General features: G+C 71.2%; 16 protein-coding genes, 1 rRNA gene and 1 pseudogene. 5 read left to right on the top strand and 13 right to left on the bottom strand.

All coding sequences use genetic code 11. The annotated features are described in order from the left end of the window. Nucleotides 1-33: 33 nt before the first annotated feature. Together OHS71_RS24740 and OHS71_RS24735 are read right to left on the bottom strand one after the other, a co-directional pair. Nucleotides 34-1,559, bottom strand: a 16S ribosomal RNA gene (locus OHS71_RS24740). Nucleotides 1,560-2,121: 562 nt separating this feature from the next. Beyond that, on the bottom strand, nucleotides 2,122-3,129 hold the full coding sequence (locus tag OHS71_RS24735; RefSeq protein ID WP_328481536.1) for a stage II sporulation protein M: 1,008 nt from the start codon (nucleotides 3,127-3,129) through the stop codon (nucleotides 2,122-2,124). Nucleotides 3,130-3,259: 130 nt separating this feature from the next. Between OHS71_RS24735 and OHS71_RS24730 the strand changes: the two are divergent. Next, nucleotides 3,260-4,252: pseudogene (locus OHS71_RS24730) on the top strand (RDD family protein); the annotation flags it as partial. Between the two features lie 292 nt (nucleotides 4,253-4,544). On the opposite strand, the gene OHS71_RS24725 reads toward OHS71_RS24730, so the two are convergent. The 8 genes from OHS71_RS24725 to OHS71_RS24690 all read right to left on the bottom strand — a co-directional run bounded on the left by OHS71_RS24725 (nucleotide 4,545) and on the right by OHS71_RS24690 (nucleotide 13,456). Next, complete coding sequence (locus OHS71_RS24725; protein WP_328481535.1) at nucleotides 4,545-5,165, bottom strand: hypothetical protein; 621 nt, start codon at nucleotides 5,163-5,165, stop codon at nucleotides 4,545-4,547. Nucleotides 5,166-5,352: 187 nt separating this feature from the next. Beyond that, nucleotides 5,353-6,810, bottom strand: coding sequence for an adenosylhomocysteinase (ahcY, locus tag OHS71_RS24720; protein ID WP_328481534.1), 1,458 nt, complete (start codon nucleotides 6,808-6,810; stop codon nucleotides 5,353-5,355). Between the two features lie 360 nt (nucleotides 6,811-7,170). Continuing rightward, nucleotides 7,171-8,151 (bottom strand): cation diffusion facilitator family transporter, encoded by a 981-nt coding sequence (locus tag OHS71_RS24715; protein ID WP_328481533.1) that lies wholly within the window; start codon nucleotides 8,149-8,151, stop codon nucleotides 7,171-7,173. A gap of 135 nt (nucleotides 8,152-8,286) precedes the next feature. Then, nucleotides 8,287-9,438: a mannose-6-phosphate isomerase, class I gene (gene manA / locus OHS71_RS24710; protein ID WP_328481532.1), complete on the bottom strand. Its 1,152-nt coding sequence runs from the start codon at nucleotides 9,436-9,438 to the stop codon at nucleotides 8,287-8,289. 192 nt (nucleotides 9,439-9,630) lie between these two features. After that, on the bottom strand, nucleotides 9,631-10,764 hold the full coding sequence (locus OHS71_RS24705) for an SIS domain-containing protein (RefSeq protein WP_328481531.1): 1,134 nt from the start codon (nucleotides 10,762-10,764) through the stop codon (nucleotides 9,631-9,633). 207 nt (nucleotides 10,765-10,971) lie between these two features. Next, nucleotides 10,972-11,142 (bottom strand): Trm112 family protein, encoded by a 171-nt coding sequence (locus OHS71_RS24700; protein ID WP_328481530.1) that lies wholly within the window; start codon nucleotides 11,140-11,142, stop codon nucleotides 10,972-10,974. Between the two features lie 289 nt (nucleotides 11,143-11,431). After that, nucleotides 11,432-12,796 (bottom strand): phosphomannomutase/phosphoglucomutase, encoded by a 1,365-nt coding sequence (locus tag OHS71_RS24695; protein WP_328481529.1) that lies wholly within the window; start codon nucleotides 12,794-12,796, stop codon nucleotides 11,432-11,434. Between the two features lie 237 nt (nucleotides 12,797-13,033). Further along, nucleotides 13,034-13,456: a DUF3499 domain-containing protein gene (locus OHS71_RS24690; protein WP_328481528.1), complete on the bottom strand. Its 423-nt coding sequence runs from the start codon at nucleotides 13,454-13,456 to the stop codon at nucleotides 13,034-13,036. Nucleotides 13,457-13,751: 295 nt separating this feature from the next. On the opposite strand from OHS71_RS24690, the gene OHS71_RS24685 reads away from it, so the two are divergent. After that, nucleotides 13,752-14,204, top strand: coding sequence for a metallopeptidase family protein (locus OHS71_RS24685; RefSeq protein ID WP_328484628.1), 453 nt, complete (start codon nucleotides 13,752-13,754; stop codon nucleotides 14,202-14,204). 85 nt (nucleotides 14,205-14,289) lie between these two features. On the opposite strand, the gene OHS71_RS24680 is transcribed toward OHS71_RS24685, so the two are convergent. From OHS71_RS24680 to OHS71_RS24670, 3 genes are all read right to left on the bottom strand, one after another. Continuing rightward, nucleotides 14,290-15,864: a DUF5719 family protein gene (locus OHS71_RS24680; protein ID WP_328481527.1), complete on the bottom strand. Its 1,575-nt coding sequence runs from the start codon at nucleotides 15,862-15,864 to the stop codon at nucleotides 14,290-14,292. Next, entirely contained in the window at nucleotides 15,861-19,556 is a 3,696-nt protein-coding gene (locus tag OHS71_RS24675) for a glycosyltransferase family 2 protein (protein WP_328481526.1), read from the bottom strand. The genes OHS71_RS24680 and OHS71_RS24675 overlap by 4 nt, the downstream gene beginning before the upstream one ends. A 259-nt stretch (nucleotides 19,557-19,815) precedes the next feature. After that, nucleotides 19,816-20,085, bottom strand: coding sequence for a WhiB family transcriptional regulator (locus OHS71_RS24670; protein WP_020128551.1), 270 nt, complete (start codon nucleotides 20,083-20,085; stop codon nucleotides 19,816-19,818). Nucleotides 20,086-20,816: 731 nt separating this feature from the next. Between OHS71_RS24670 and OHS71_RS24665 the strand changes: the two genes are divergently transcribed. The 3 genes from OHS71_RS24665 to OHS71_RS24655 are packed head-to-tail and all read left to right on the top strand — an operon-like array spanning nucleotide 20,817 to nucleotide 23,715. Next, nucleotides 20,817-21,413, top strand: a complete 597-nt coding sequence (locus tag OHS71_RS24665; protein ID WP_328481525.1) for a cysteine dioxygenase — start codon at nucleotides 20,817-20,819, stop codon at nucleotides 21,411-21,413. Between the two features lie 5 nt (nucleotides 21,414-21,418). After that, a complete protein-coding gene (gene cofD, locus OHS71_RS24660) occupies nucleotides 21,419-22,378 on the top strand; it encodes a 2-phospho-L-lactate transferase (RefSeq protein ID WP_328481524.1) in 960 nt (319 codons plus the stop codon). Further along, the gene (locus tag OHS71_RS24655; RefSeq protein WP_328481523.1) at nucleotides 22,375-23,715 is read left to right on the top strand and encodes a coenzyme F420-0:L-glutamate ligase; all 1,341 of its coding nucleotides are present in this window, start codon (nucleotides 22,375-22,377) and stop codon (nucleotides 23,713-23,715) included. The genes cofD and OHS71_RS24655 overlap by 4 nt, the downstream gene beginning before the upstream one ends. Nucleotides 23,716-23,794: the final 79 nt, after the last annotated feature.

Raw genomic sequence — 23,794 nt, 5'->3', positions numbered from 1 at the left:
ACCCCGTGGGGATCGGTAAGAAGTGCTCCTTAGAAAGGAGGTGATCCAGCCGCACCTTCCGGTACGGCTACCTTGTTACGACTTCGTCCCAATCGCCAGTCCCACCTTCGACAGCTCCCTCCCACAAGGGGTTGGGCCACCGGCTTCGGGTGTTACCGACTTTCGTGACGTGACGGGCGGTGTGTACAAGGCCCGGGAACGTATTCACCGCAGCAATGCTGATCTGCGATTACTAGCAACTCCGACTTCATGGGGTCGAGTTGCAGACCCCAATCCGAACTGAGACCGGCTTTTTGAGATTCGCTCCACCTCACGGTTTCGCAGCTCTTTGTACCGGCCATTGTAGCACGTGTGCAGCCCAAGACATAAGGGGCATGATGACTTGACGTCGTCCCCACCTTCCTCCGAGTTGACCCCGGCAGTCTCCTGTGAGTCCCCATCACCCCGAAGGGCATGCTGGCAACACAGAACAAGGGTTGCGCTCGTTGCGGGACTTAACCCAACATCTCACGACACGAGCTGACGACAGCCATGCACCACCTGTACACCGACCACAAGGGGGCGACCATCTCTGGCCGTTTCCGGTGTATGTCAAGCCTTGGTAAGGTTCTTCGCGTTGCGTCGAATTAAGCCACATGCTCCGCTGCTTGTGCGGGCCCCCGTCAATTCCTTTGAGTTTTAGCCTTGCGGCCGTACTCCCCAGGCGGGGAACTTAATGCGTTAGCTGCGGCACCGACGACGTGGAATGTCGCCAACACCTAGTTCCCACCGTTTACGGCGTGGACTACCAGGGTATCTAATCCTGTTCGCTCCCCACGCTTTCGCTCCTCAGCGTCAGTAATGGCCCAGAGATCCGCCTTCGCCACCGGTGTTCCTCCTGATATCTGCGCATTTCACCGCTACACCAGGAATTCCGATCTCCCCTACCACACTCTAGTCTGCCCGTATCGAATGCAGACCCGGGGTTAAGCCCCGGGCTTTCACATCCGACGCGACAGACCGCCTACGAGCTCTTTACGCCCAATAATTCCGGACAACGCTTGCGCCCTACGTATTACCGCGGCTGCTGGCACGTAGTTAGCCGGCGCTTCTTCTGCAGGTACCGTCACTTTCGCTTCTTCCCTGCTGAAAGAGGTTTACAACCCGAAGGCCGTCATCCCTCACGCGGCGTCGCTGCATCAGGCTTTCGCCCATTGTGCAATATTCCCCACTGCTGCCTCCCGTAGGAGTCTGGGCCGTGTCTCAGTCCCAGTGTGGCCGGTCGCCCTCTCAGGCCGGCTACCCGTCGTCGCCTTGGTGAGCCATTACCTCACCAACAAGCTGATAGGCCGCGGGCTCATCCTTCACCGCCGGAGCTTTTAACCTCCACCCATGCGAGTGGAAGTATTATCCGGTATTAGACCCCGTTTCCAGGGCTTGTCCCAGAGTGAAGGGCAGATTGCCCACGTGTTACTCACCCGTTCGCCACTAATCCCCACCGAAGTGGTTCATCGTTCGACTTGCATGTGTTAAGCACGCCGCCAGCGTTCGTCCTGAGCCAGGATCAAACTCTCCGTGAATGTTTTCCCGTAATCGGGACGACACCACGAGAGCGGAACAGCCAGGCGGAATAAGCCCGGCCGTTCACAGCGTCCTCGCTGTGTTTTGTTTCAAAGGAACCTCATCCTCGGCTATCACTGCCGGGGACGGGGTATCAACATATCTGGCGTTGATTTTTGGCACGCTGTTGAGTTCTCAAGGAACGGACGCTTCCTTTGTACTCACCCGATACTCTCGGGCTTTCCTCCGGGCGCTTCCCTTCGGTCTTGCGTTTCCGACTCTATCAGATCTTTTCTCGACCCGATTTCCTCGGTGCTTTCCAGGTTCCCGCTTTCGCGTTTCCCTTTCCGGCGGTTCCGACTTTATCAGAAGTTTCGGGCCGGTCTGACCGGCCATTCATTTTCCGACTTATCGGGGGCCTCTGCGGAATCAGAAGATTCAAGAGGCTGACAGATACTAACCGCTGCCGACCGGACTTTTCCAGTTCCAGGCAACTGTTCGAATCTACCTCCCCACGCACTCCGTGTCAACGGCGTTTGTGGGCGAAGAGGAGACTAGCAGCCCCGCGGGGTCATCCGCACATCAGGCGGCCGTCGGCACCGTGGCGCTGCGCTCGGCGGCCTCGAGATCTCCTGTGTCCCCGGCGCGCGCGGCTCGGCCGCCGACGACGTAGACATAGACGAGGAAGGCCAGTTCGGCTGTGATGCCGATGGTGATGCGGGCCCAGGTGGGCAGCCCCGACGGGGTGACGAAGCCTTCGATGGCGCCGGAGACGAAGAGGACCAGTGCGAGGCCGATCGCCATGCCGACCGCGGCTCGGCCTTCCTCGGCGAGGGCGGTGCGCCGGGAGCGCGGGCCCGGGTCGATCACGGTCCAGCCCAGGCGGAGCCCCGTGCCGGCCGCGACGAAGACCGCGGTCAGCTCGAGCAGGCCGTGCGGGAGGACGAGGCCCAGGAAGGTGTCGAGCCGGCCCGCCGAGGACATGAGGCCGGCCCCGATGCCGAGGTTCAGCATGTTCTGGAAGAGGACCCAGAGGACCGGCAGGCCGAGGAAGACTCCCAGGACCAGGCACATCGCGGCGGCCTGGGCGTTGTTCGTCCAGACCTGGGCGGCGAAGGCCGCGGCCTGATGGCTCGAGTAGTAGGTCTCGTAGAGGCCGCCGGGTCGGGTGAGCTCGCGTAGTTCGTCGGGGGCCGCTATGGAGGACTGCACTTCCGGATGGGTACCGATCCACCAGCCGAGAAGCGCGGCGACGGCCGTGGAGAGAAGTGCGGTGGGCACCCACCAGTGGCGCGACCGGTAGACGGCGGCGGGAAAGCTCTGGGTGAGGAAGCGCGTCACGTCCCGCCACGACGCACGGCGGGTTCCTGTCACCGCATTACGCGCGCGTGCCACGAGCTGGGTGAGCCGGCCGGTGAGCTGGGGGTCCGGGGCACTGGACTGGATCAGGGAGAGGTGAGTGGCGGTGCGCTGGTAGAGGGTGACGAGTTCGTCGGCCTCGTCGCCGGTGAGTCCGCGCCGGCGGCGGAGGAGGGCGTCGAGACGGTCCCATTCGGCTCGGTGGGCGGAGACGAAGACGTCCAGGTCCATCGGTGTGCCTGCTCCTCGGCTGTTCGTCGTCGGCCGGTGATGGATGTCAGCTTGTCGTACTGCGGCGCGACAGGCCCTCAGCTTGGCAGACTGGCCGCTCTCGGGGCAGGCCAGGGAAGGGATGACGGGCGTGAGTGAGCTGGTGACAGGTGAGGCCGTGGCCTTGGAGCTGCGGCCTGCCAGGCTGCCCAGCCGTGCATTGGCCACGCTGCTGGACCTTTTCGTGGCGATCGTGGCCTACACCGTCGTGACGATCGCTGTCATAGCGGCGACGGCTTCCCTCGACGAGGCGGCGCAGGTCGCCCTGTCGATCGCCTCTTTCCTGTTGGTGCTGGTGGGCGGGCCGATCGCGGTCGAGACGCTCAGTCATGGGCGGTCGCTCGGGAAGATGGCGTGCGGGTTGCGGGTGGTGCGCGACGACGGTGGGCCGATCCGGTTCAGGCACGCGCTGGTCCGGGGTGCGCTCGGGGTGGTGGAGATCCTGCTGACGATGGGGGTGGTGGCCTGTATCGCCTCGCTCGTGTCGGCACGGGGACGACGGCTCGGTGATGTCTTCGCCGGGACGCTGGTGGTCCGTGAGCGGGTGCCTGTCGCGCGGTCCGGTTTCGTACCACCGCCCCCGCCCTGGCTGGCCGGACGATTCCAGGCGCTGGACCTTTCGGCGGTGCCCGACGGGCTGTGGCTGGCGGTCCGGCAGTACCTGGGGCGGATGAACCAGCTGGATCCGCAGGTCGGCGGGGCGATGGCGGAGCGGCTGGCCGGTGATCTGGCGGCGCGTACGGGTACGCCGGTGCCCCCGGGGGTACCGGCGGCCGCGTTTCTGGCCGCGGTGACGCAGGAGCGGCAGGTCCGGGAGGCGCGGCGGACCTTCGGGAACGGTTCGGTGGCGGGGCGGCCGCCCGTGGGCGGGGGTGCGGCCGGAGCGGGGACCGGAACAGGGTTCGGTATGCCGGGAGCCTTCGCCCCGCCAGCCCCGTACGGTCAGCCAGCCCCGTCGTACGGTTCGCCGACGCCGTACGGTCAGCACGCCCCGTCGTACGGTTCGCCCGCTCCCTACAGTCAGCCGGCTCCCTACGGTTCAGCCACTTCGTACGGTCCATCGGCGCCATACAGTCCACCGACGCCGTACAGCCCGCTGGTGTCCTACGGTGCGCCGGCTCCTCCTGTTGTGCCCGCTCCGCCTGCTGCGCCCCCTGCGTGGGGCGCGCCGGCCTCGTCCGGGCCTCCGGTGGCTTCCGGGTCCGGGGCGGCGCAGTCACCGGCTGCTGCTGGAGGTCCTGTGCCGGACGGGGGACGGTCCGCGCCGGCTCAGGAGGAGTCGGTCGCCGATCGGGGGCGGGGGCCGGTCTCCGGGTTCGTGCCTCCGGCGTAGGCCCTTCCTGGTGGCCTCGAGGGCGGCTTCGGTGCGGGCGGGTTCAGTCGAAGGTCGACGGGGGCGTCTCGAGGTCTTCCAGTTCGATGCCGGGGGCTGCGAGGACGACGTCGCCGGCGATGTGGACCGTGTGCTGCTCACCGGTGTCCAGGGCTGTGACCTGGTATTCGTCCACGGTCAGGGGGCCGTTGTCAGTGGCGTGTGTTTCTCTTCTCAGCAAGGACCAGGACTGGTCCACGGTGCGCGGGGCGAGGACCGGATCGGTGAAGGCCACGAGCCGGATGCGGGTTGCGGGAGAAGAGGGAGAGGGGGCGAGGCGTAGGAGCCGGCTGGTGGCGATGAGGAACGCGGGGGATGTGCCGGTGAAGGCGTGGGCCGGGACGTTGCCTTCTGTGGCGCGGGTGCCGGTGGGGTCGGTGCGGACCCAGGTCACGCCGTCGAGGGCTGCGCCTCGTACCTGCCAGCTGCTCGCGTGGAGTTCGAGGCGGAGGGGGCGGCCGAGGTCGTCGAGGGTGAGGTCGACGGAGCCGGTGTCGTCGCCGGCGGGGGTGGTCAGCCGGGAGACGTAGCGCCAGCCGGAGGGGCCGGGGGCGCACTGGAAGTGTTCGTGTGCGAGGGGGGTGTGATCGTGCGGATCGTGGAGCGAATAGCGGCCGCGGGGCATCGAAGTCCTGGGGTGCGACGGGCTGGTCCGTCTCGACGAGTCGGCCGGAGGAGCTGACGGCCGGTCCGGCTGTAGGCCGAAGGGGCAGGCCCCCGGCACGGGGGTGCGGGGGCCTGCCTTCGAGGACCTGCCCGGTGTGGGAAGCGCTCAGTGCACGGGTGCGCTTCCAGCGGGCGGGGCTGCGGACTCAGTAGCGGTAGTGGTCCGACTTGTAGGGGCCGTCGACCTCGACACCGATGTACGAGGCCTGCTCGGGGCGCAGGGTGGTGAGCTTGACGCCGAGCGCGGCCAGGTGGAGGCGGGCGACCTTCTCGTCCAGGTGCTTGGGCAGCGTGTAGACGCCCGTGGGGTACTCGGCCTGCTTGGTGAACAGCTCGATCTGGGCCAGCGTCTGGTCCGCGAACGAGTTGGACATCACGAACGAGGGGTGGCCGGTGGCGTTGCCCAGGTTCAGCAGGCGGCCCTCGGACAGCACGATGAGGACCTTGCCGTCGGGGAACGTCCACGTGTGGACCTGCGGCTTGACCTCGTCCTTGACGACGCCGGGGAGCTGCGCGAGGCCGGCCATGTCGATCTCGTTGTCGAAGTGGCCGATGTTGCCCACGATGGCCTGGTGCTTCATCTTCGCCATGTCCGAGGCGAGGATGATGTCCTTGTTGCCGGTCGTGGTGATGAAGATGTCGGCCGTCTCGACGACCTCGTCCAGGGTGGTGACCTGGTAGCCGTCCATCGCCGCCTGGAGGGCGCAGATGGGGTCGATCTCGGTGACGATGACACGGGCGCCCTGGCCGCGCAGCGACTCCGCGCAGCCCTTGCCCACGTCGCCGTAGCCGCAGACGACAGCGGTCTTGCCGCCGATCAGGACGTCGGTGGCGCGGTTGATGCCGTCGATCAGGGAGTGCCGGCAGCCGTACTTGTTGTCGAACTTCGACTTGGTGACCGCGTCGTTGACGTTGATCGCCGGGAAGAGCAGGACGCCGTCGCGCTGCATCTCGTACAGGCGGTGCACGCCCGTCGTGGTCTCCTCGGTGACGCCGCGGATCTCCGAGGCCAGCTGCGTCCACTTGCGGGAGCCGTCGGTGATGGTGCGGTTGAGGAGTTCGAGGATGACGCGGTGTTCGTCGTTCTCCGCGGTGTCGACGGCGGGAACCTTGCCGTCCTTCTCGTACTCCACGCCCTTGTGGACCAGGAGGGTGGCGTCACCGCCGTCGTCGAGGATCATGTTCGGGCCGCCGGTGGGGCTGTCCGGCCAGGTCAGCGCCTGCTCGGTGCACCACCAGTACTCCTCCAGGGTCTCGCCCTTCCAGGCGAAGACCGGGATGCCCTGCGGGTTCTCGGGCGTGCCGTTCGGGCCGACCGCGATGGCGGCGGCAGCGTGGTCCTGGGTGGAGAAGATGTTGCAGGACGCCCAGCGGACGCGGGCGCCGAGGGCGACCAGCGTCTCGATGAGGACGGCGGTCTGCACGGTCATGTGCAGGGAACCGGTGACGCGGGCGCCGGCGAGGGGCTGGGACTCGGCGTATTCCTTGCGGATCGCCATCAGGCCCGGCATCTCGTGCTCGGCGAGGGTGATCTCCTTGCGGCCGAAGACGGCCAGGGAGAGATCGGCGACCTTGAAGTCCTGTCGGTTGTCGACAGTCGTCATGGTGGGCTGCTCCTCGGGTTGGGTTGAGAGAGTGGGTACGGCTGGTCTGCGCGGCGACGGGCACAGGAGTGCCCGGACAGGGGCATGTGCATGCCCGCGTGCGCGCAGCGCATCCGTCGGAGGCCCTCTCTCCCTCGGACGGTCCGCACCGGGTCCGCCCGACCGCCATCAGCAGCGACGTCTGGCTCCGTTCAAAGCTACACCGGAGAGGCGGGGTGGCCCCAGTCCACCTCCGATCGGATCACGCCGAACACGGACGGTGAGGAAGCCGGGGGTCCGGGAGTACCGGGAGGGCCGCGGGGCGGGACGGCGACAGGGCCCGCCGAGTGGGAGGCGGGCCCTGTCGGGGTGGTGTGCGGGTCAGTGCTCGGCCGGGTGCTGGGCGGGCCCGCCCGGGGTCGCCTCACGGTCGGAACCCTTGGCGGCCTCGGCCTCGCTGTAGATGTCGGGCTCGAGGTAGATGACGCGGGCGATGGGGACCGCGGTGCGGATCCGGGCCTCGGCGGCGTTGATGGCGGCGGCGACCCGGCCGGCCGTGTCGTCGTGCTGGACGGCGATCTTGGCGGCGACCAGGAGTTCCTCGGGGCCGAGGTGGAGGGTGCGCATGTGGATGACGCGGGTGACGGTGTCGCCGTCGACGACCGCCGCCTCGATCTTGCGCACGTCCTCGCTGTTGGCGGCTTCGCCGAGCAGGAGGGACTTGGTCTCGGCGGCCAGGATCAGCGCGATCAGGATGAGCAGGACACCGATGCAGAGCGTGCCGATGCCGTCCCAGATGCCGTCGTCGGTGAGCAGCGCGAGGCCGACGCCGCCGAGGGCGAGGACGAGACCGACGAGTGCGCCGAAGTCCTCCAGGAGGACGACCGGCAGCTCGGGGGCCTTGGCCCGGCGGACGAACTCCTTCCAGGAGTGGTCGCCCCGCAGGGGGTTGGACTCCTTGATGGCGGTGCGGAAGGAGAAGCCCTCGGCGATGATCGCGAAGACGAGGACCCCGACGGGCCAGTACCAGTGCTCGATCTCGTGCGGGTGCTTGATCTTCTCGTAGCCCTCGTAGATGGCGAACATGCCGCCGACCGAGAAGAGGACGATGGAGACGAGGAAGGCGTAGATGTAGCGCTCACGGCCGTAGCCGAAGGGGTGCTGCGGGGTGGCTTCGCGCTGGGCCTTCTTGCCGCCGACGAGGAGCAGAGCCTGGTTGCCGGAGTCGGCGAGCGAGTGCACGCCTTCGGCGAGCATCGACGACGAGCCGCTGAATGCGAACGCCACGAACTTCGATGCCGCGATCGCGAGGTTGGCGCCGAGTGCCGCCACGATCGCCCTGGTGCCGCCTGACGCGCTCATGTGTTCGCGTTGTCCCTTCGCTTTCGTGCGTTAGCCGTGGTGGGCGCGCCCGTGTTCGGCTTTGCCCGTCCTTTGCCGGGGGATCATTCTTGCAGCCCCGTCCGGCAGCGGTGCTTCAGGGCGTCGCGACCGGGGTCAGACGACGACCGTGGCTCGGAAGACCGTACCCGCACCGGTCACTTCGGCCGTGTGCCCCGCGGGGACGAAGACAGACGTCCCGGGGGTCAGCGCGTGCTCGCCCGCCCGGACGGCGCCCGCGGTGCACAGGAGGATCTGCGGGGTGGGGAGGGTGAGGTCGTGGGCGGGGGCGCCCGGCGGGAGGACGTAGCGCGACAGGCGGAACTCGTCGATGGGGGTGTCGTAGACCTCCTCGCCGTCGGGGGCTGCTTCGGGGCGCAGGACGCCGGGGTCACCGGGTTCGAAGCGGACGATGCGCAGGAGTTCGGGGACGTCGACGTGTTTGGGGGTGAGGCCGCAGCGCAGGACGTTGTCGGAGTTGGCCATGATCTCGACGCCGAGGCCGTCGAGGTAGGCGTGCGGGATGCCGGCGCCCAGGAACAGGGCTTCGCCTGGCTGGAGTCTGACGTGGTTGAGCAGCATGGCGGCGATGACGCCGGGGTCGCCGGGGTAGTGGTGGGCGATCCCGGCGTAGGGGGCGTAGTCGCCGCCGAGGCGGTCGCAGGCGACGGAGGCCTGGGCGACGGTGTGGGCCATCTCCTCGCGGTCGGCGGTGAGGATCGCCGTGAGGACCTCGCGCAGGGCGGCTTCCTCGGGGTGCGCGCGCAGGAGGTCGACGTACGGCTTGAGGGAGTCGACGCCGAGGCCGTCGAGGAGGTCGGCCGCGTGGGAGGGGGCGCGGAAGCCGCACAGGCCGTCGAACTCGGTGAGGGCGCAGATGAGTTCGGGCTTGTGGTTGGCGTCCTTGTAGTTGCGGTGCGGGGCGTCGACGGGGATGCCGCGGCGCTCCTCGTCCTCGTAGCCCTCCTTGGCCTGTGCCAGGTCGGGGTGGACCTGGAGGGAGAGGGGGGCGCCGGCGGCGAGGATCTTGAGGAGGAAGGGAAGGCGGGGGCCGAACTTGGTCACCGTCGCCGCGCCGAGTTCCTTGCGCGGATCGGCGTCGATGAGCTCGACGAGGGTGCCCCGGTCGGTGCGTGAGGGTGCGCCCGGGTGGGCGCCCATCCACATCTCGGCCTGCGGTTCACCGGTCGGCTCGGTGCCGAGCAGGCGCGGGATCGCGGTGGGGGAACCCCAGGCGTAGGGGCGGACGGTGTTGTCGAGGCGGTCCATGCGGTTCTCTCTGCCTGCGGGTCTGCTGGGTGCCGGTCGTCGGGCTGTCCGTCTGCGGGGCTGTCCGTCTTCGTCGTCGTCTTCGTCGTCTTCGTGGCTGTACAGCTGTCGGTCTGCGGGGGGTGTCGGGTCGTCAGGCGTCCGTCGGGTGGCCGCCGTCGGGTGCCGCTTCCGGAAGGCGGTCGGGGTGGGTCAGGCTCCCGTGGCGAGGGCCAGGTAGACGGCGGCGAAATCCGTCGTCGCGATGAGTTCGGCCAGGGTGACGAGTTCGTCGCCTGCCTCGGGCTCGAGTTCGCTGATCGGCGTGTCGTGGCTGAGGGCCAGTTCCCGGGCGGCCGGCGCGGCGGTGAGCCCGCCGATCGGGCGGTCGCGCAGCAGCACCACGCGCGCGTGCAGCGCGGGGGCTTCGTCGACGCGGTCGCGGAAGAAGTCGTCGGGGTCGGCGCTGCCGGCGAGGGGGCCGGCGAGGATCGCGTTGTGTTCGGCGAGGGCCTCGGGGAGTTCGGCCACGAGGGCGGGGCGGCCCGCGAGTTCGGCGAGGGCCGCGGCGAAGCGCCGGCCCGCGGGTCCGGCCGAGGTGCCTTCGGTCCAGATCACCGGGAGGGAGTCGGCGAGTTCGGCGGCCAGGGTCTTCGCCGGGTTGCTGTAGGTCGCGATGGCGGGGCCGCAGCGTTCGGCGACCTGGTCGAGCCGGTCGGCGACCCGTTCGAGCTCCTCGGGCGGCGCGGAGATCAGGGTGATGCGGTCGAGGAGGGCCAGGAGGGGGGTGAGGAGGGCCCACAGGACGCCGGGGGCGGAGGCCGCGGCCGGTACCTGCTCGTCCTGTTCGTACGGTGCGGTCGCGAGCGGTACGAACAGTCCGTGGGCGGCGCCCGCCGCTTCGGTGAGCGGGGAGTCGGCGGGGGCCACGGCAGCGACGGTGCAGCCCCGGCGGTAGGCCTGTTCGGCGAGGAGGGAGAGGCCGGGTTCGCTGCCGTCGGGGGTGGCGATGAGGAGGAGGTCGACGGAGCCGGCCCAGCCGGGGAGTTCCCAGCGCAGGGCGCCCGCGGCGGGGGCGACGCCGGTGGGGGCCAGGCGGATGACGGGGCAGGCGGCGCCGGCCAGTGTGCCGAGGAGGTCGGCGACGGAGGTGGCGGCGGCGCCGGGGCCCGCGATGAGGATCGCTCGGGGGCGTCCGTCGGGTCGGAGGGTGTGGACGCCGGCCTCGGCCGCGTGCCGGGCGGCGGTGCGGACGCGGGCGCCGGCTTCGGCCGCACCACGCAGGAGGGCCCGGCGGTCGGCCTCGGCGAGGGCCTCCGGCGTGTCGAGCAGCGAGTCGTCGAGCATGTCGGCAGTCTCCGATCGCCTGGGGCGTCTTCGGTGTGCGGGGCCGGGGGCGGGGTGCGGCGTGGCGTCGCCCGGGGTGGGTGGTGCGTGGCACCGGGCGGGGCGCGCGGCGTTGCCGGGGCCGCTCGGCTCACGGCAGGGTGCTGACGGCAGTGGGCCGGGCGGGGCGTGGCTGGGCTCGCGCCGGGTGCGGTGGCGCGGTGCGCGTTACGCGGGGTGGCGTGCCTCGTCGACGAGCAGGACGGGGATGCCGTCGCGGACGGGGTATGCCAGGCCGCAGTCCTTGCCCGTGCAGATCAGCTCCGTGTCCTGCTCCTCGAGGGGGGAGTGACAGGCGGGGCAGGCGAGGATCTCCAGGAGGCCGGCTTCGAGCGGCATGGGGTGTCCCTTCGGGGTGTTCGGATGTGCCTGGTCAGGGTACCGCTGGTGGGGTTGGGGCGAAGGCGTCTCCTGTGGCATGCGCATGGACACCTGCCGGGCCTCACCACGCCGACTTTCCGGGCTCCCCGTTCCCCGGCCGGCCGGGTCCCCCGTTCTTCCCCGGCCCCGCGGATGTCTGTGGGTTGCGCTCCCCGCGCGGGGTGGGGAGCGCTGTGCGTCCCGGTGCCCTGCTCAGCGGCTGGTCCGGGCTCCCCCGCGGTCTTCCGGGCCGGGGGTCCCCGGGGGGTCAGGCTCGGATGAGGGCCAGGGCCTCGTCGCGGATCTTGGCCATCGTCGGTTCGTCTCGGGCTTCCGCGTTGAGGCGGAGGAGGGGTTCCGTGTTGGAAGGGCGGACGTTGAACCACCAGTCGGTGGACGAGACGGTCAGGCCGTCGAGTTCGTCCAGGGTGACGTCCTCGCGGTTGCCGTAGGCCGCCTTGATCGCGGCGATGCGGCCGGCCTGGTCGGCGACCGTGGAGTTGATCTCGCCCGAGCCGGTGTAGCGGTCGTACTCGGCGACCAGGGCGGAGAGAGGGCTCGGCTGTCCGCCGAGGGCCGCGAGGACGTGGAGGGCGGCCAGCATGCCCGTGTCGGCGTTCCAGAAGTCCTTGAAGTAGTAGTGCGCGGAGTGCTCGCCGCCGAAGATCGCGCCGGAGCGGGCCATCTCCGCCTTGATGAAGGAGTGGCCGACGCGGGTGCGGACGCAGGTACCGCCGTGCTCCTTCACCACCTCGGGGACGGTCCAGGACGTGATCAGGTTGTGGATGATCGTGCCCTCTCCGCCGTTGCGAGCGAGTTCACGTACGGCCACCAGGGCCGTGATCGCGGACGGGGGCACCGGCTCGCCCCGCTCGTCGACGACGAAACAGCGGTCGGCGTCGCCGTCGAAGGCGAGACCGAGGTCGGCGGACTCCTCGCGGACCCGCTTCTGGAGGTCCACGAGGTTGGCCGGGTCCAGGGGGTTGGCCTCGTGGTTGGGGAAGGTGCCGTCCAGCTCGAAGTACAGGGGGACGAGCGTCAGCGGCAGACCGTCGAAGACCGTGGGAACGGTGTGGCCGCCCATGCCGTTGCCCGCGTCGACGACGACCTTCAGGGGGCGGATGGACGCCAGGTCGACGAGTGCGCGCAGGTGCGCCGCGTAGTCCTTCAGCGTGTCGGCGGTGGTGACGGTTCCCGGAACCGGGGCCGGTGCGGGGGCGCCCGAGTCCGTCCAGCGTTCCACCAGTGCGCGGATCTCCGTCAGGCCCGTGTCCTGGCCGATGGGGGCGGCGCCCGCGCGGCACAGCTTGATGCCGTTGTACCGGGCGGGGTTGTGGGAGGCGGTGAACATGGCGCCGGGCAGGCCGAGCGCGCCCGAGGCGTAGTACAGCTGGTCGGTGGAGCAGAGACCGATCTGGGTGACGTGCACGCCGAGCGCCGCCGCACCCCGGGCGAAGGCGCCGGTCAGGCCGGGCGAGGAGGGCCGCATGTCGTGGCCGACGACGATGGCCTCGGCGCCGGTCACCTGGGCGAAGGCGGCGCCGAACAGCTCGGCCGTGGACTCGTCCCACTGGTCCGGGACCACCCCGCGTACGTCGTACGCCTTCACGATCTGTGACAGATCAGCAGCCACGGCCAGCCTTCCTGAGGTCCTGTAGGTCACCACAAACTACCCGGGCTCGCTCACCGTGAGCGGTGGGGCCGCCGAGTGGACCAACGAATGTGACCGTGCTGCCGACGCGTGCCGTCGTCCGAGGCGGGGCGGTTGCGCGCTTGCCGACCGAGGGGAGCGGCCGTGTCCGGCCGTGTGGCGGCGACGCCGTGCGACGGGTGGGCCTCCGGCTGTGCGAACGGGCGGGCGGGAGCCGGCTCAGTTGTCGGGCGAGCGCAGTACCCGCAGGTGGCCGCGGCGCGCGACCTCCATGGGGTCCGCCACAGTACGTCCGCCGCCGGCCCCGGCCGCGCGACCCTGGGGGCGGGCGGCCTCGCGGACCGCGTTGGCAAGCGCTTCCAGGTCGTCACCGCTGGGACGCGCGGGAGCGGAGCTGTCGAGGAGCCGGACGACCTCCCAGCCGCGCGGGGCGGTGAGGCGCTCGGAGTGCTCGGCGCACAGGTCGTAGCAGTGGGGTTCCGCGTAGGTGGCGAGCGGGCCGAGGACCGCGGTCGAGTCGGCGTAGACGTACGTCAGCGTCGCGACGGCGGGCCGGCCGCAGGCAGTTCGCGAACAGCGACGTACAGGGCTCACGACGTTGGACGGTACCGCACTCTTGAGCGGGCCGCGACGACTCTCCACCAGGTCACTCCACCGTGTCGGGTTGTGAAACGCCCCACGCGCTTCTCCAGTCATACCCCGCTGACCTGCACGAACACCAGTCATTGGACAGAGGAAGCCAGGAGCTCGTGGTCACCACTCGACACAAACGGCATCAATTGCGATGAGTTCGCCGGTCCCGGAGAGATACGGAATCGAGCCCAACCTTGGCTGGAATGGTCATCCCGCGACATGCGGGGCACGGCGGTCGGTGGCGCCCTGGGGGCGCTGGGCGGGGCGGGGCGCCGGTGGGGTCGGGGACTACGCTTCAGTGGTGATGGAGACCCCCGTACCGCCTCCCGCCGGCGCAGGCCCCGGACCCCGTCGTCGCGACCGTCACGGCCGGGGCATGCGAGGACCGATCGCGCCTCCGCAGGTTCCGTTGGCTGCCAGCCGCGCCGATGTGTTCTCGGACCTCGTGCAGGACTCCGTGGAGCGGCTCGAGCGGCGGTGGCCGCAGCTCGCCGACATCGACTTCCTGGTGCTCGAGGTGCCGCGTCTGGACGCGACGTCGGAGCCGTGGAACGACGAGGCGGTTCCGCTGGGCGGGACGATGCCCGCGCGCGAGGGACGGCGGGCTCGGGTCGTCGTCTACCGGCGGCCGGTCGAGATCCGCACCAAGGGCCGCGACGAGCGGGGCGCCCTGGTGCACGAGGTGGTCGTGGAGCAGGTCGCGGAGCTGCTGGGACTGACCCCCGAGACGGTGGATCCGCGCTACGGGGAGGACTGAGAGCCGGCTCCGCAGACCCGGCTCCCCCGTGCTCCCGCGTCCCTCTCACGGGGGCCCGAACCGCCCGTTCGGGCTACTGCGGCAGCTACTTCTGCAAGACCGCGACGTTCTCGTCGGCCTCCGGCACCGCGACCGTGCCCCGGTCGTCCGGCAGGGTCTGGACGGTGAAGCCCGGGACGCCCTCCTCGGTGGCCGCCAGGGTGCGGGCGGCGTAGACCGGGGTGTCCGTGAGGGGTTCCACGGTGAGCGCGTAGGTGCCCTTCAGGCCGGTCGGGACAGGGAGTTCGACGTCCTGGGTGGTGCCTGCCCGGACCGTGTACGTCCTGGACACGGCCGTGCCTCCGCCGCTGCCGGCGGACGCGGTGACCTTGACCTTGGCAGTGCCCTTGGGGGCGGTCAGGGAGAGGGTGGAGCCCTTGGCGCTGTTGTCCGCGGCGGACGCGCGCGTGCCGACCGGGGCGGTCGCGCTGATGAACGCCGACTCCTGCTTGGCGCCCTTGCCGCGCAGCACCCGTACGGCCGCGACGAAGGGCACCGACCCGTCCGTCGGCGTCAGCACCAGTGAGCCGGCCTCTCCGCGCGTGACGTCACCCAGGTCGACCGAGGCCGTCATGCCCGCCTTGACGTGCAGCGTCTCGTGTCCAGCGGGGGTGATCAGACCGGAGGGGGAGGCGAGTTGGAGTTTCAGGTCCGCGTCCGCGTCCCCCGGTGCGTAGGCGATGAGGCGGACGGCCGTGGCGTCCTTGGGGATGCCCGGGAGGATCTGGGTGCCCGACGGTTCGGTGGAGGCGGCCAGCCAGTCCCCGCCGAGTTTCTCGTCCAGGGCCTGGACGGCGGCCCCCACGCGGCCGCTGCGGACGTTGACGTGGACGGTGAGGTCCTCCTGCTTCTCGCCGGTGAGCGTGGACAGCAGGATCGGCTCGCTGGAGTGCGCCGGGATCGTGATGCCCTCCCCCACCGTGGTCGGGAGGGCGCCGTCCTTGCCGTAGAGCTCGATGTCGGCGACCGCGGCGGAGTCGTCCGGGTTGGTGAGGTGGACGTAGTCCGTGCGGTCGGCGGCGGTGCTGACCCCGGGGAACCAGAACTCGGTGTCCGGCGCGGTGCAGGTGACGCCCTGGAGGCCGCGGCCGCTGCCTGCGGCGACCTCGGTGGTCTCCTGGACGGTCCAGCCCGGGGCGAACTTCCCCTCGGCGGTGCCCAGCAGTGCGGGCGTCGAGCTGCCGGTGGTGTCGCCGACGGCCGGGGCGCCGGGCGCCTTGGGCGTGAGGACCGGTTTGGCCGCCTTCTTCTTGCCGTCGGCCTTGTCGGACGTCTTGCCGGACGTCTTGCCGGTGGCCTTGTCGTCGGTCTTGTCATCGGTCTTGTCGCCGGTCTTGTCGGACGGGTCGTCCGCCGAGTCCTGGGTGGCCGCCGCCAGGAGTTCGGCCGTGCCGGCGCCGCCGGTGCCCTTGGTCACGGGTGTGAAGGACGTGTACGACGTCTCGGCGAGGTCCGAGGTGCTGGGCGAGGGGCAGAGCAGCCTCGTGCGCTCCACGGGCAGTTCCGCGGCCGCCTTGGCGGTGTCCGGTGCGGACGCGTCGGGCCGGTTGAGCGTGGCGAACCCGGTGACCGCGGCGAGCGCGGCCGTGCCGGCGATCAGGGACAGGGTGGTGCGGTTCACTGCTGGCTCCCGTCGGGGCGCTCGCTGCCGGTGCCGTGGGCGTGCCGGTCCGGGTCGTAGGCGGGGTCGTAGCCGCCCTGGCCGTAGGCCGACGGGTCGTAGCCCTGCTGCTGGTAGGTCTGGTCGTACGGCGCCTGCTGTGCCTGGCCGTCATAGGCGTACGGGTCGTACTGGCCCGCCTGGTAGGGGTCGTAGCCCTGCTGGTCGTAGCCGCCCGCCGGGTACTGCTGGGCGCCCTGGTACTGCTCGCCCGCGTAACCGGCGCCCGGATGGCCCGCCTGCTCCCACTCGCCGTACGGCTGCTGCTGCGGAACCGCGGCCTGGACGCCTTCCTGCGCGGGGGACGGGAACTGCGACGGGAAGTCCTCGTCGGGGTCCGGGTCTTCGGACCCGGACCCGGACTCCGCCTCGGCCTCTGCCTGGGCGCGCAGGCGGCGGGCGCGGCGGCCCTCGCCCTCGGTCGCCCGGTCCGGGACCGGCTCCTCCTCGGGAAGGTCGTCGTCGACGTCGCGGCGGCGGCCGGGAAGGGCGAGGACGACCAGGACCAGGGCGAGGAGGCCCTGCGCCCACAGCCAGGCGGTGTGGGTGAACGGGTCGTCGTAGGTGACGTCCAGTTTCCCGCCGGAGGAGGGGAGTTCGAAGCCCTGGGCCCAGCCGTCGACGGTGGTGGGGGTGAGGGGCTTGCCGTCGAGGGTGGCCGTCCAGCCTTCGGCGGCGGCGTCGGCGAGGCGCAGGACGCGGCTTCCGGAGCCGCCGGGAAGGGTGGTGTGGATGTCGACGGGGCCCGCGGCGACCGGAGTTGCCGTGCCCTTGCCGGAGCCGGCGACGACGGCCGCGCGGGAGACCTCCTGGTCGACCCGCCACAGGGCGCTGCCGTCCTGCTGGCTGAGGCGCTTCAGGCCGGGTGTGGCGTCCAGGACCCGGGTGACCTCGCGGGGCGCGCCCTTGTGGACGAGGACGTAGCCCACGGCGAACCTGCCGAGCTGGTCCGCCTGGTCGGCGCCGGAGCCGGCGACGAGATTGGCGACGATCTTGTCGAGCTGCTTGTTCTCGCCGTCGGCCGCGGCGAGTTCCGCGTCGCCGAGGCGGGCGCCGGAGCCGCGCACCAGCATGTAGCCGACGTGGGCGGCGGAGTCGCTGTCGAGGACGAGGGTGCGGGCCTGGTCGCGGTTGCCGGCCTCCTCGGCGACGAACGCGGGCACCTGGACGGGGTCGCGGCGCTCCAGGGGGCCGTCCGCGCCGCCGATCATCCAGCCGGCGGCGACGAGCAGCGGGCCGGCGGCGGAGGCGAAGGCGATGAGGGCGGCCACGGGCTGGCGCCAGCCGAAGCTCTGCTCGGCGACACGCGTGCGTGCCCCGTCGGCGCCGATGACGGCGGCGGCGAGGAGGGCGATGCCGTAGACAAGGGTGGCGGGTCCGGCCCAGGTGGAGTTGTTGGACAGCACCGCGAAGACGAGTCCCACCAGGGCGACCGCCCAGGCCGCCCAGACGCCGAAGTGGCGTTCGGAGCGCAGCAGTGCGGCCAGGGCGGCCAGCACGATGCCGATGAGCATCAGGCCGTCGACGGTGCCGGGGCCGCCGGGGCTGGCGCCGAGCAGGTCGAGCGCGGTGGCGGTCGAGGGGCCGTAGTCGAGGCCGGCCTGGGTGAAGAAGCCGAACGGCAGCAGGGACAGCGACCAGGGGGCGAGGATCAGCAGGGGTGTGCCCAGCTGGGCCAGGAAGCGCGGGCCGTAGGCGGTGATCTCGCGGCGGCGCACGGCCAGGACCGCGAGGCCGAGGACGAGTGCGAGGGGCCAGACGATCGGGGTGAACGCGGTGGCGATCGTCAGCAGCAGGGCGTACGCCCAGGTGGCGCGCCAGCTGCCGCGGGCACCGGACGCGTGCGTGAGGCCGCTCGCGGCGACGCCCGCGCGGGCGATGAGCGGCAGCAGGACGGCCAGGACGGCGGTGCCGACCCGGCCGCCGGCGAGGGCGCCGGTGGCGGCGGGCAGGAAGGCGTAGACGACGGCCGCCCAGGCCCGCAGGAGCCGTGACTCGACGAGCGGGCGGGAGGCGAAGTAGGCGGTGAGGCCGGCCAGCGGCACCGAGCAGACGAGCAGCAGGGTGAGGGCGAGGCCGGTCGAGCCGAACAGCAGGGTGGCCAGTGCTGCGATGACCGCGAGGTAGGGCGGGGCCGACGGGGTGCCGCCCACGCCGGTCGGATGCCAGGCGTCGAGGTAGCGCGACCACAGCTCGGAGGCGTCGGCCGGAGCGGGCAGCAGGGCGCCGCCCGCGAGCGCGCCGCCGCCGAGCAGGTTGCGGCAGGCGACCAGGGAGACCAGCAGCAGGACCAGGAAGAGCACCGGGCCGGGCTTGCGGGCGATGCGCTTGAGGCGGGCGAACTGCTCGATCTCCAGGAAGTCGGCGTCGTCGCCGCCGGGTCCGGACTCGACGGCGCCGCCGTGCCGGCCCGCGCCGGAGGTGGCCTCGGGGTCGGAGGAGCCGAAGAAGTCGCCCGCGACCTGTTCGACGGTGGCACGCACGGTCGCGCCCGGTGGCGGGAACAGGGGGCGCAGTTCATCCTTGTCGACCGCGGGCTTCCCGCGTCTGCGCCGTCCGGCGATGATCCGCTCGGGCCGCAGCAGGGTGCCCAGCAGGCCGCGGATCTCGTCGACGGCCTGTCCGGGGACCTTGCCGACGAGGTAGGCGACGGTCCGCAGCAGCGTGCCGAGGACGAGGCGCACCAGGACCCAGGGCAGCAGGGCGGTGCGGCTGTTGACGAGGAGGGTGTAGGTGGCGCCTGCCTTGTCCACCTTGTGCGGGGAGGCGCTGGTGCGGCCGGCGCAGTCGACGGCGCGGCGCTCGCGGGAGGCGGCCTCGGCGTGGCGTACGACGGCGTCGGGGGCGATGAGGACGCGGTGACCGGCGGCCTGCGCGCGCCAGCACAGGTCGACGTCGTCGCGCATCAGGGGCAGGCGGCGGTCGAAGCCGCCGAGCCGGTCGAAGACGTCGCGGCGGATCAGCATGCCCGCGGTGGACACGGACAGCACGGACCGGACGTGGTCGTGCTGGCCCTGGTCCTGTTCGCGGCGGTCCAGGCCGGTCCAGCGGCGGCCGGAGTGGGCGATGGTGACGCCGACCTCGAGGAGCTGGCGGCGGTCGTACCAGCCGCGGAGCTTGGGGCCGACGACGGCCACGTCGTCACGGCCCAGTTCGAGTTCGTTGTCGACCACGCGCAGCAGTTCGGCCAGCGCGCCCGGTTCGGGGGCGCTGTCGTCGTGCAGCAGCCACAGCCACTGGACGGGTTCTCCGTGCGGGAGCTCCGGCAGGTCGTAGGCGTCGTCGCGCCACGTGCGCGTGACGGGGTCCCAGCCGCTGGGGCGCTTGAGGTACGGCAGTTCCTCGGGGGTGAGGACGGGGGCCGTCCGGTTGGCCTCCTCGACGGCCTGGCCGAATCCGGTGCGCCGGGCGAGGTGCAGGACCCGGTCGTCGCCGAGAGCCTCGGTGAGCAGGCGGGCGGAGTCGTCCGAGCTGCCGGTGTCGGCGGCCATGACGGACTGGACGGGGCGCTCCTGGCCGAGCAGCCCGGCGAGCGCGTCGGGCAGCCAGCGGGCACCGTCGTGGGAGACGATCACCGCGGTCACTACATGACGCGGGAACTCAGGTGTGGCAGCGCTGTCTTGCTGGGCTGCCGTGTGGCTGTGCACGGACATCGAGGTACGGGCCCCGGTTCGGTGGACTGCGGTGGACGCCTGCGCCGTGTGGGGCGGCGGGGTGTCTCGGACGAGCGCCCACACTATCGGCTGAACCGGAAGGGGCGGCGCGCAGCGCCTCGACGAGGGGCGGCGGCCGGGCGGGGGACGGGCGACGGCCCGCCGCCTGTGGACGACCCACGTGCGACGGGCCGTTCGGACCCTGTGTCTGTGTACTGCGATGCCGCGATGCCTGTGTGCCTGCCGAAGCGGGCGGTGGTCAGACCGCCGCCTTCTTCAGCCGGCGGCGCTCCCGCTCGGACAGGCCGCCCCAGATGCCGAAGCGCTCGTCGTTGGCCAGGGCGTACTCCAGGCATTCGGAGCGGACCTCACAGGCGAGGCAGACCTTCTTCGCCTCGCGGGTGGAGCCGCCCTTCTCGGGGAAGAAGGACTCGGGATCGGTCTGGGCGCACAGCGCGCGCTCCTGCCAGCCGAGTTCCTCGTCCGCGTCGTCGACGTCGACCAGCAGTTGCTGCACCAGCTCGGTCATGTGCGCCCCTCGCTCTGTCTTTCGCGTCCCCGTGACGTGGCCGTTACCGATTTCGGCTGAACGACACGAGTGAAATTACAAGTGTGCTGCTCCGGGCGAGTCAAGCCGAGATCTGCTATTGGGCCCCTTATTCACTCTGCGGAACCAAGGCCATGCGGTAAGTGTTCAAATCGCCATAAACCTTGACAAGCAGATGAAGCCCTGGGGGGCCACCGGCCCCGCACAGCGCCTCTACAGGGAAGGACGCCCAAAGGTGCGATCCCGTTGCGGCACGCACGCGGAAGCGAACCTGATCACAGTCGGATCACGGGATCGCCATGAGGCTTGCGCGCCCGGCATGAGCGCCATGTGTCCCGCTACCCCCGTGCACAAACCTTTCACCTCACAGATGAACCGAATGAGGTGAACCAGGTCCCACATACCGGGCGGCGAGTTGACAGTGAGAGTGTGAACCGCTGTGCTTGTGGGCATGCTCGCGAACTTGGCACTCACCTCGACCGGCTCCGCCGGGTCCCACGGTGCTGCCCGCGCTCGCTGTAGCTGTTGTCGCTGTCGTTGTTCCAGCTGTTGAGCCCAACGCGCTCCGGCTGCTCCTCCTGAGTCCACGCGGCTCGGCTGCTGTTCCCCCCGGCCCACATCAGGGCGCCCACGCTCCTCCCGTGATCCGGGCGGACGGTACGTGACACCCAGCCCCCTCCTTCCGCCTCTTCCGCCGAGGAACCACCGCACCCATGAACAGCGACAGCGACCTCCAGATCGCCGGCGACATCCTCGAAGTCCCGCACCTCCTCCAGGCACCGCGCGAGCACCCGGCCACCGTCGCCGAGTTCGTCGGCCTGGCCCGCTCGATCGCCGCCGACCGTGCCCAGTGGGAGCACCTCGTCCGGTACGACGCGACGACCCGCTGGTACCACCGGCTGCGCACCGGCCCCGGCTACGAGGTGTGGCTGCTGTCCTGGGTGCCGGGCCAGGGCAGCGGGCTGCACGACCACGGCCGCTCCTGCGGGGTGCTCACCGTCCTGGACGGCGAGCTGACCGAGCGCACCGAGCGCGGCACGCGGGTGCTCGGCGCCGGGGCGCAGCGGGTCTTCGCGCCGGGATACGCGCACGACGTCGTCAACGACGCGCTGGAGCCGGCCGTGAGCCTGCACGTGTACTTCCCGGGGCTGACGGAGATGCCCATGCACCCGGAGTCCCGGCTCCGGTCCTCCGCGGCGACCGGCGTGACCCCCCTGGCCTGCACGGCGCCCGGGGGTGGCCCGGATTTCCACAGGCGGGTGGTTGTCCACAACCGGCCGACGGACCCTCGTGGCCGCCTGCGAGACTGACTTCCATGCGCATTGTGGTTCTGGCAGGCGGCATCGGCGGTGCCCGGTTCCTGCGCGGTCTGAAGCAGGCCGTGCCGGACGCGGACATCACGGTCATCGGCAACACCGGCGACGACATCCACCTCTTCGGGCTGAAGGTCTGCCCGGACCTCGACACGGTGATGTACACGCTCGGCGGCGGCATCAACGAGGAACAGGGCTGGGGGCGGGCCGACGAGACCTTCCACCTGAAGGAGGAGCTCGCGGCGTACGGCGCCGGGCCCGGCTGGTTCGGGCTGGGCGACCGGGACTTCGCCACGCACATCGTGCGGACGCAGATGATCGGCGCCGGGTACCCGCTGAGCGCGGTGACCGAGGCGCTGTGCGACCGGTGGAAGCCGGGGGTCCGGCTCATCCCGATGACCGACGACCGGGTGGAGACCCATGTCGCGGTCGAGGTGGACGGAGAGCGCAAGGCCGTCCACTTCCAGGAGTACTGGGTGCGGCTGCGGGCGGCGGTGCCGGCGGAGGCGGTGGTGCCGGTGGGCGCCGAGCAGGCGAAGCCGGCGCCGGGGGTCCTGGAGGCCGTCGCGGCGGCGGACGTGATCCTCTTCCCGCCGTCCAACCCGATCGTCTCGGTCGGCACGATCCTCGCCGTGCCGGGCATCCGCGAGGCGATCGCCGAGGCCGGCGTGCCGGTGGTGGGCCTGTCCCCCATCGTCGGGGACGCGCCCGTGCGCGGCATGGCCGACAAGGTGCTCGCGGCGGTCGGCGTGGAGTCGACGGCCGCGGCGGTGGCCGAGCACTACGGCTCGGGTCTCCTGGACGGCTGGCTCGTGGACACGGTGGACGCGGGCACGGTGGAGCGGGTGGAGGCGGCCGGAATCCGCTGCCGGGCCGTCCCGCTGATGATGAGCGACCTCGACGCCACCACGCGGATGGCCCGGGAGGCGCTGGCGCTGGCGGAGGAGGTGCGCGGGGTATGAGCGCCTCACTCGAACCCGGTTACCGGGTGTGGGCCGTGACCGGGCTGCCCGAGATCCGCAGCGGGGACGACCTCGCGAAACTGATCGCGGCCGCCGAGCCGGGCCTGACCGACGGCGACGTCCTGCTCGTCACCTCGAAGATCGTGTCCAAGGCGGAGGGGCGGATCGTCCGGGCGGAGGACCGGGAGGCCGCGATCGACGCCGAGACCGTACGGGTCGTGGCCCGGCGCGGGGCGCTGCGGATCGTCGAGAACCGGCAGGGCCTCGTCATGGCCGCCGCCGGGGTCGACGCCTCCAACACCCCTGCGGGGACTGTGCTGTTGCTGCCCGAGGACCCGGACTCGTCGGCGCGGACGATCCGGGACGGGCTGCGGGACGCGCTCGGTGTCGACGTAGGGGTCGTCGTCACCGACACGTTCGGGCGGCCCTGGCGCGCCGGGCTCACCGACGTGGCGATCGGGGCCGCCGGGGTCCGGGTGCTGGACGACCTGCGCGGGGGCGAGGACGCGCACGGCAATCCGCTGAGCGCGACGGTGGTCGCCACGGCGGACGAGCTGGCCGCCGCCGGGGACCTCGTGAAGGGGAAGGCCGCCGGGCTGCCCGTGGCCGTGGTGCGTGGGCTCGGTCACCTCGTCGTGGCCCGGCACGATGAGGCCGAGGGGGCCGACGGGAGCGGTCCCGCCGGGGCGCGGGTCATGGTGCGCGGTGCGCGCGACGACATGTTCCGGCTCGGGACGTCCGAGGCGGTGCGGCTGGCCGTCACGCAGCGCCGGACCGTGCGGTCGTTCACCGGCGAGCCGGTCGACCCCGGCGCGGTACGGCGGGCGGTGGCGGCGGCCGTCACGGCGCCTGCCCCGCACCACACGACACCGTGGCGGTTCGTGCTGCTGGAGTCGGCGGAGTCGAGGACCCGGCTGCTGGACGCCATGCGGGACGCGTGGATCGCGGATCTGCGGCGGGACGGGAAGTCGGAGGAGTCCGTCGCCAAGCGGGTGCGCAGGGGAGACGTCCTGCGGCACGCGCCGTATCTGGTGGTGCCGTGTCTGGTGATGGACGGCTCGCACACCTACGGCGACGCGCGGCGGGACGCGGCCGAGCGGGAGATGTTCGTGGTCGCGGCCGGAGCCGGTGTGCAGAACTTCCTGGTCGCGCTGGCCGGGGAGCGGCTGGGGTCCGCGTGGGTGTCGTCGACGATGTTCTGCCGGGACGTGGTACGGGAGGTGCTGGGACTGCCGCAGGGCTGGGATCCGATGGGAGCGGTGGCGGTGGGGCACGCGGCCGAGGAGCCCCGGGCCCGCGCCGAGCGGGAGGTGGGGGACTTCGTCGAGGTGCGGTGACCTGTGGCCGGGGTGCGCCTACTCTCGTAGCAGCCCTTCGACTCTCGCGGCGCTCCTGCGACTCCCGTAGCGGCGTTCT

This window comes from Streptomyces sp. NBC_00377 (assembly GCF_036075115.1).
Classification (GTDB): domain Bacteria; phylum Actinomycetota; class Actinomycetes; order Streptomycetales; family Streptomycetaceae; genus Streptomyces.
Note: the sequence above shows the minus strand (reverse complement) of the source record. Positions and strands in the feature narration are given on the sequence as shown.

Excerpts from the sequence above, each read along its gene's own strand:
- OHS71_RS24725 (WP_328481535.1), bottom strand. The coding sequence starts at position 5,165 with ATGCCCCGCGGCCGCTATTCGCTCCACGATCCGCACGATCACACCCCC.
- OHS71_RS24665 (WP_328481525.1), top strand. The coding sequence starts at position 20,817 with ATGAACAGCGACAGCGACCTCCAGATCGCCGGCGACATCCTCGAAGTC.
- OHS71_RS24735 (WP_328481536.1), bottom strand. The coding sequence starts at position 3,129 with ATGGACCTGGACGTCTTCGTCTCCGCCCACCGAGCCGAATGGGACCGT.
- OHS71_RS24705 (WP_328481531.1), bottom strand. The coding sequence starts at position 10,764 with ATGCTCGACGACTCGCTGCTCGACACGCCGGAGGCCCTCGCCGAGGCC.
- OHS71_RS24655 (WP_328481523.1), top strand. The coding sequence starts at position 22,375 with ATGAGCGCCTCACTCGAACCCGGTTACCGGGTGTGGGCCGTGACCGGG.
- cofD (WP_328481524.1), top strand. The coding sequence starts at position 21,419 with ATGCGCATTGTGGTTCTGGCAGGCGGCATCGGCGGTGCCCGGTTCCTG.
- OHS71_RS24675 (WP_328481526.1), bottom strand. The coding sequence starts at position 19,556 with ATGTCCGTGCACAGCCACACGGCAGCCCAGCAAGACAGCGCTGCCACA.
- ahcY (WP_328481534.1), bottom strand. The coding sequence starts at position 6,810 with ATGACGACTGTCGACAACCGACAGGACTTCAAGGTCGCCGATCTCTCC.
- OHS71_RS24670 (WP_020128551.1), bottom strand. The coding sequence starts at position 20,085 with ATGACCGAGCTGGTGCAGCAACTGCTGGTCGACGTCGACGACGCGGAC.
- manA (WP_328481532.1), bottom strand. The coding sequence starts at position 9,438 with ATGGACCGCCTCGACAACACCGTCCGCCCCTACGCCTGGGGTTCCCCC.
- OHS71_RS24715 (WP_328481533.1), bottom strand. The coding sequence starts at position 8,151 with ATGAGCGCGTCAGGCGGCACCAGGGCGATCGTGGCGGCACTCGGCGCC.
- OHS71_RS24685 (WP_328484628.1), top strand. The coding sequence starts at position 13,752 with ATGGAGACCCCCGTACCGCCTCCCGCCGGCGCAGGCCCCGGACCCCGT.
- OHS71_RS24700 (WP_328481530.1), bottom strand. The coding sequence starts at position 11,142 with ATGCCGCTCGAAGCCGGCCTCCTGGAGATCCTCGCCTGCCCCGCCTGT.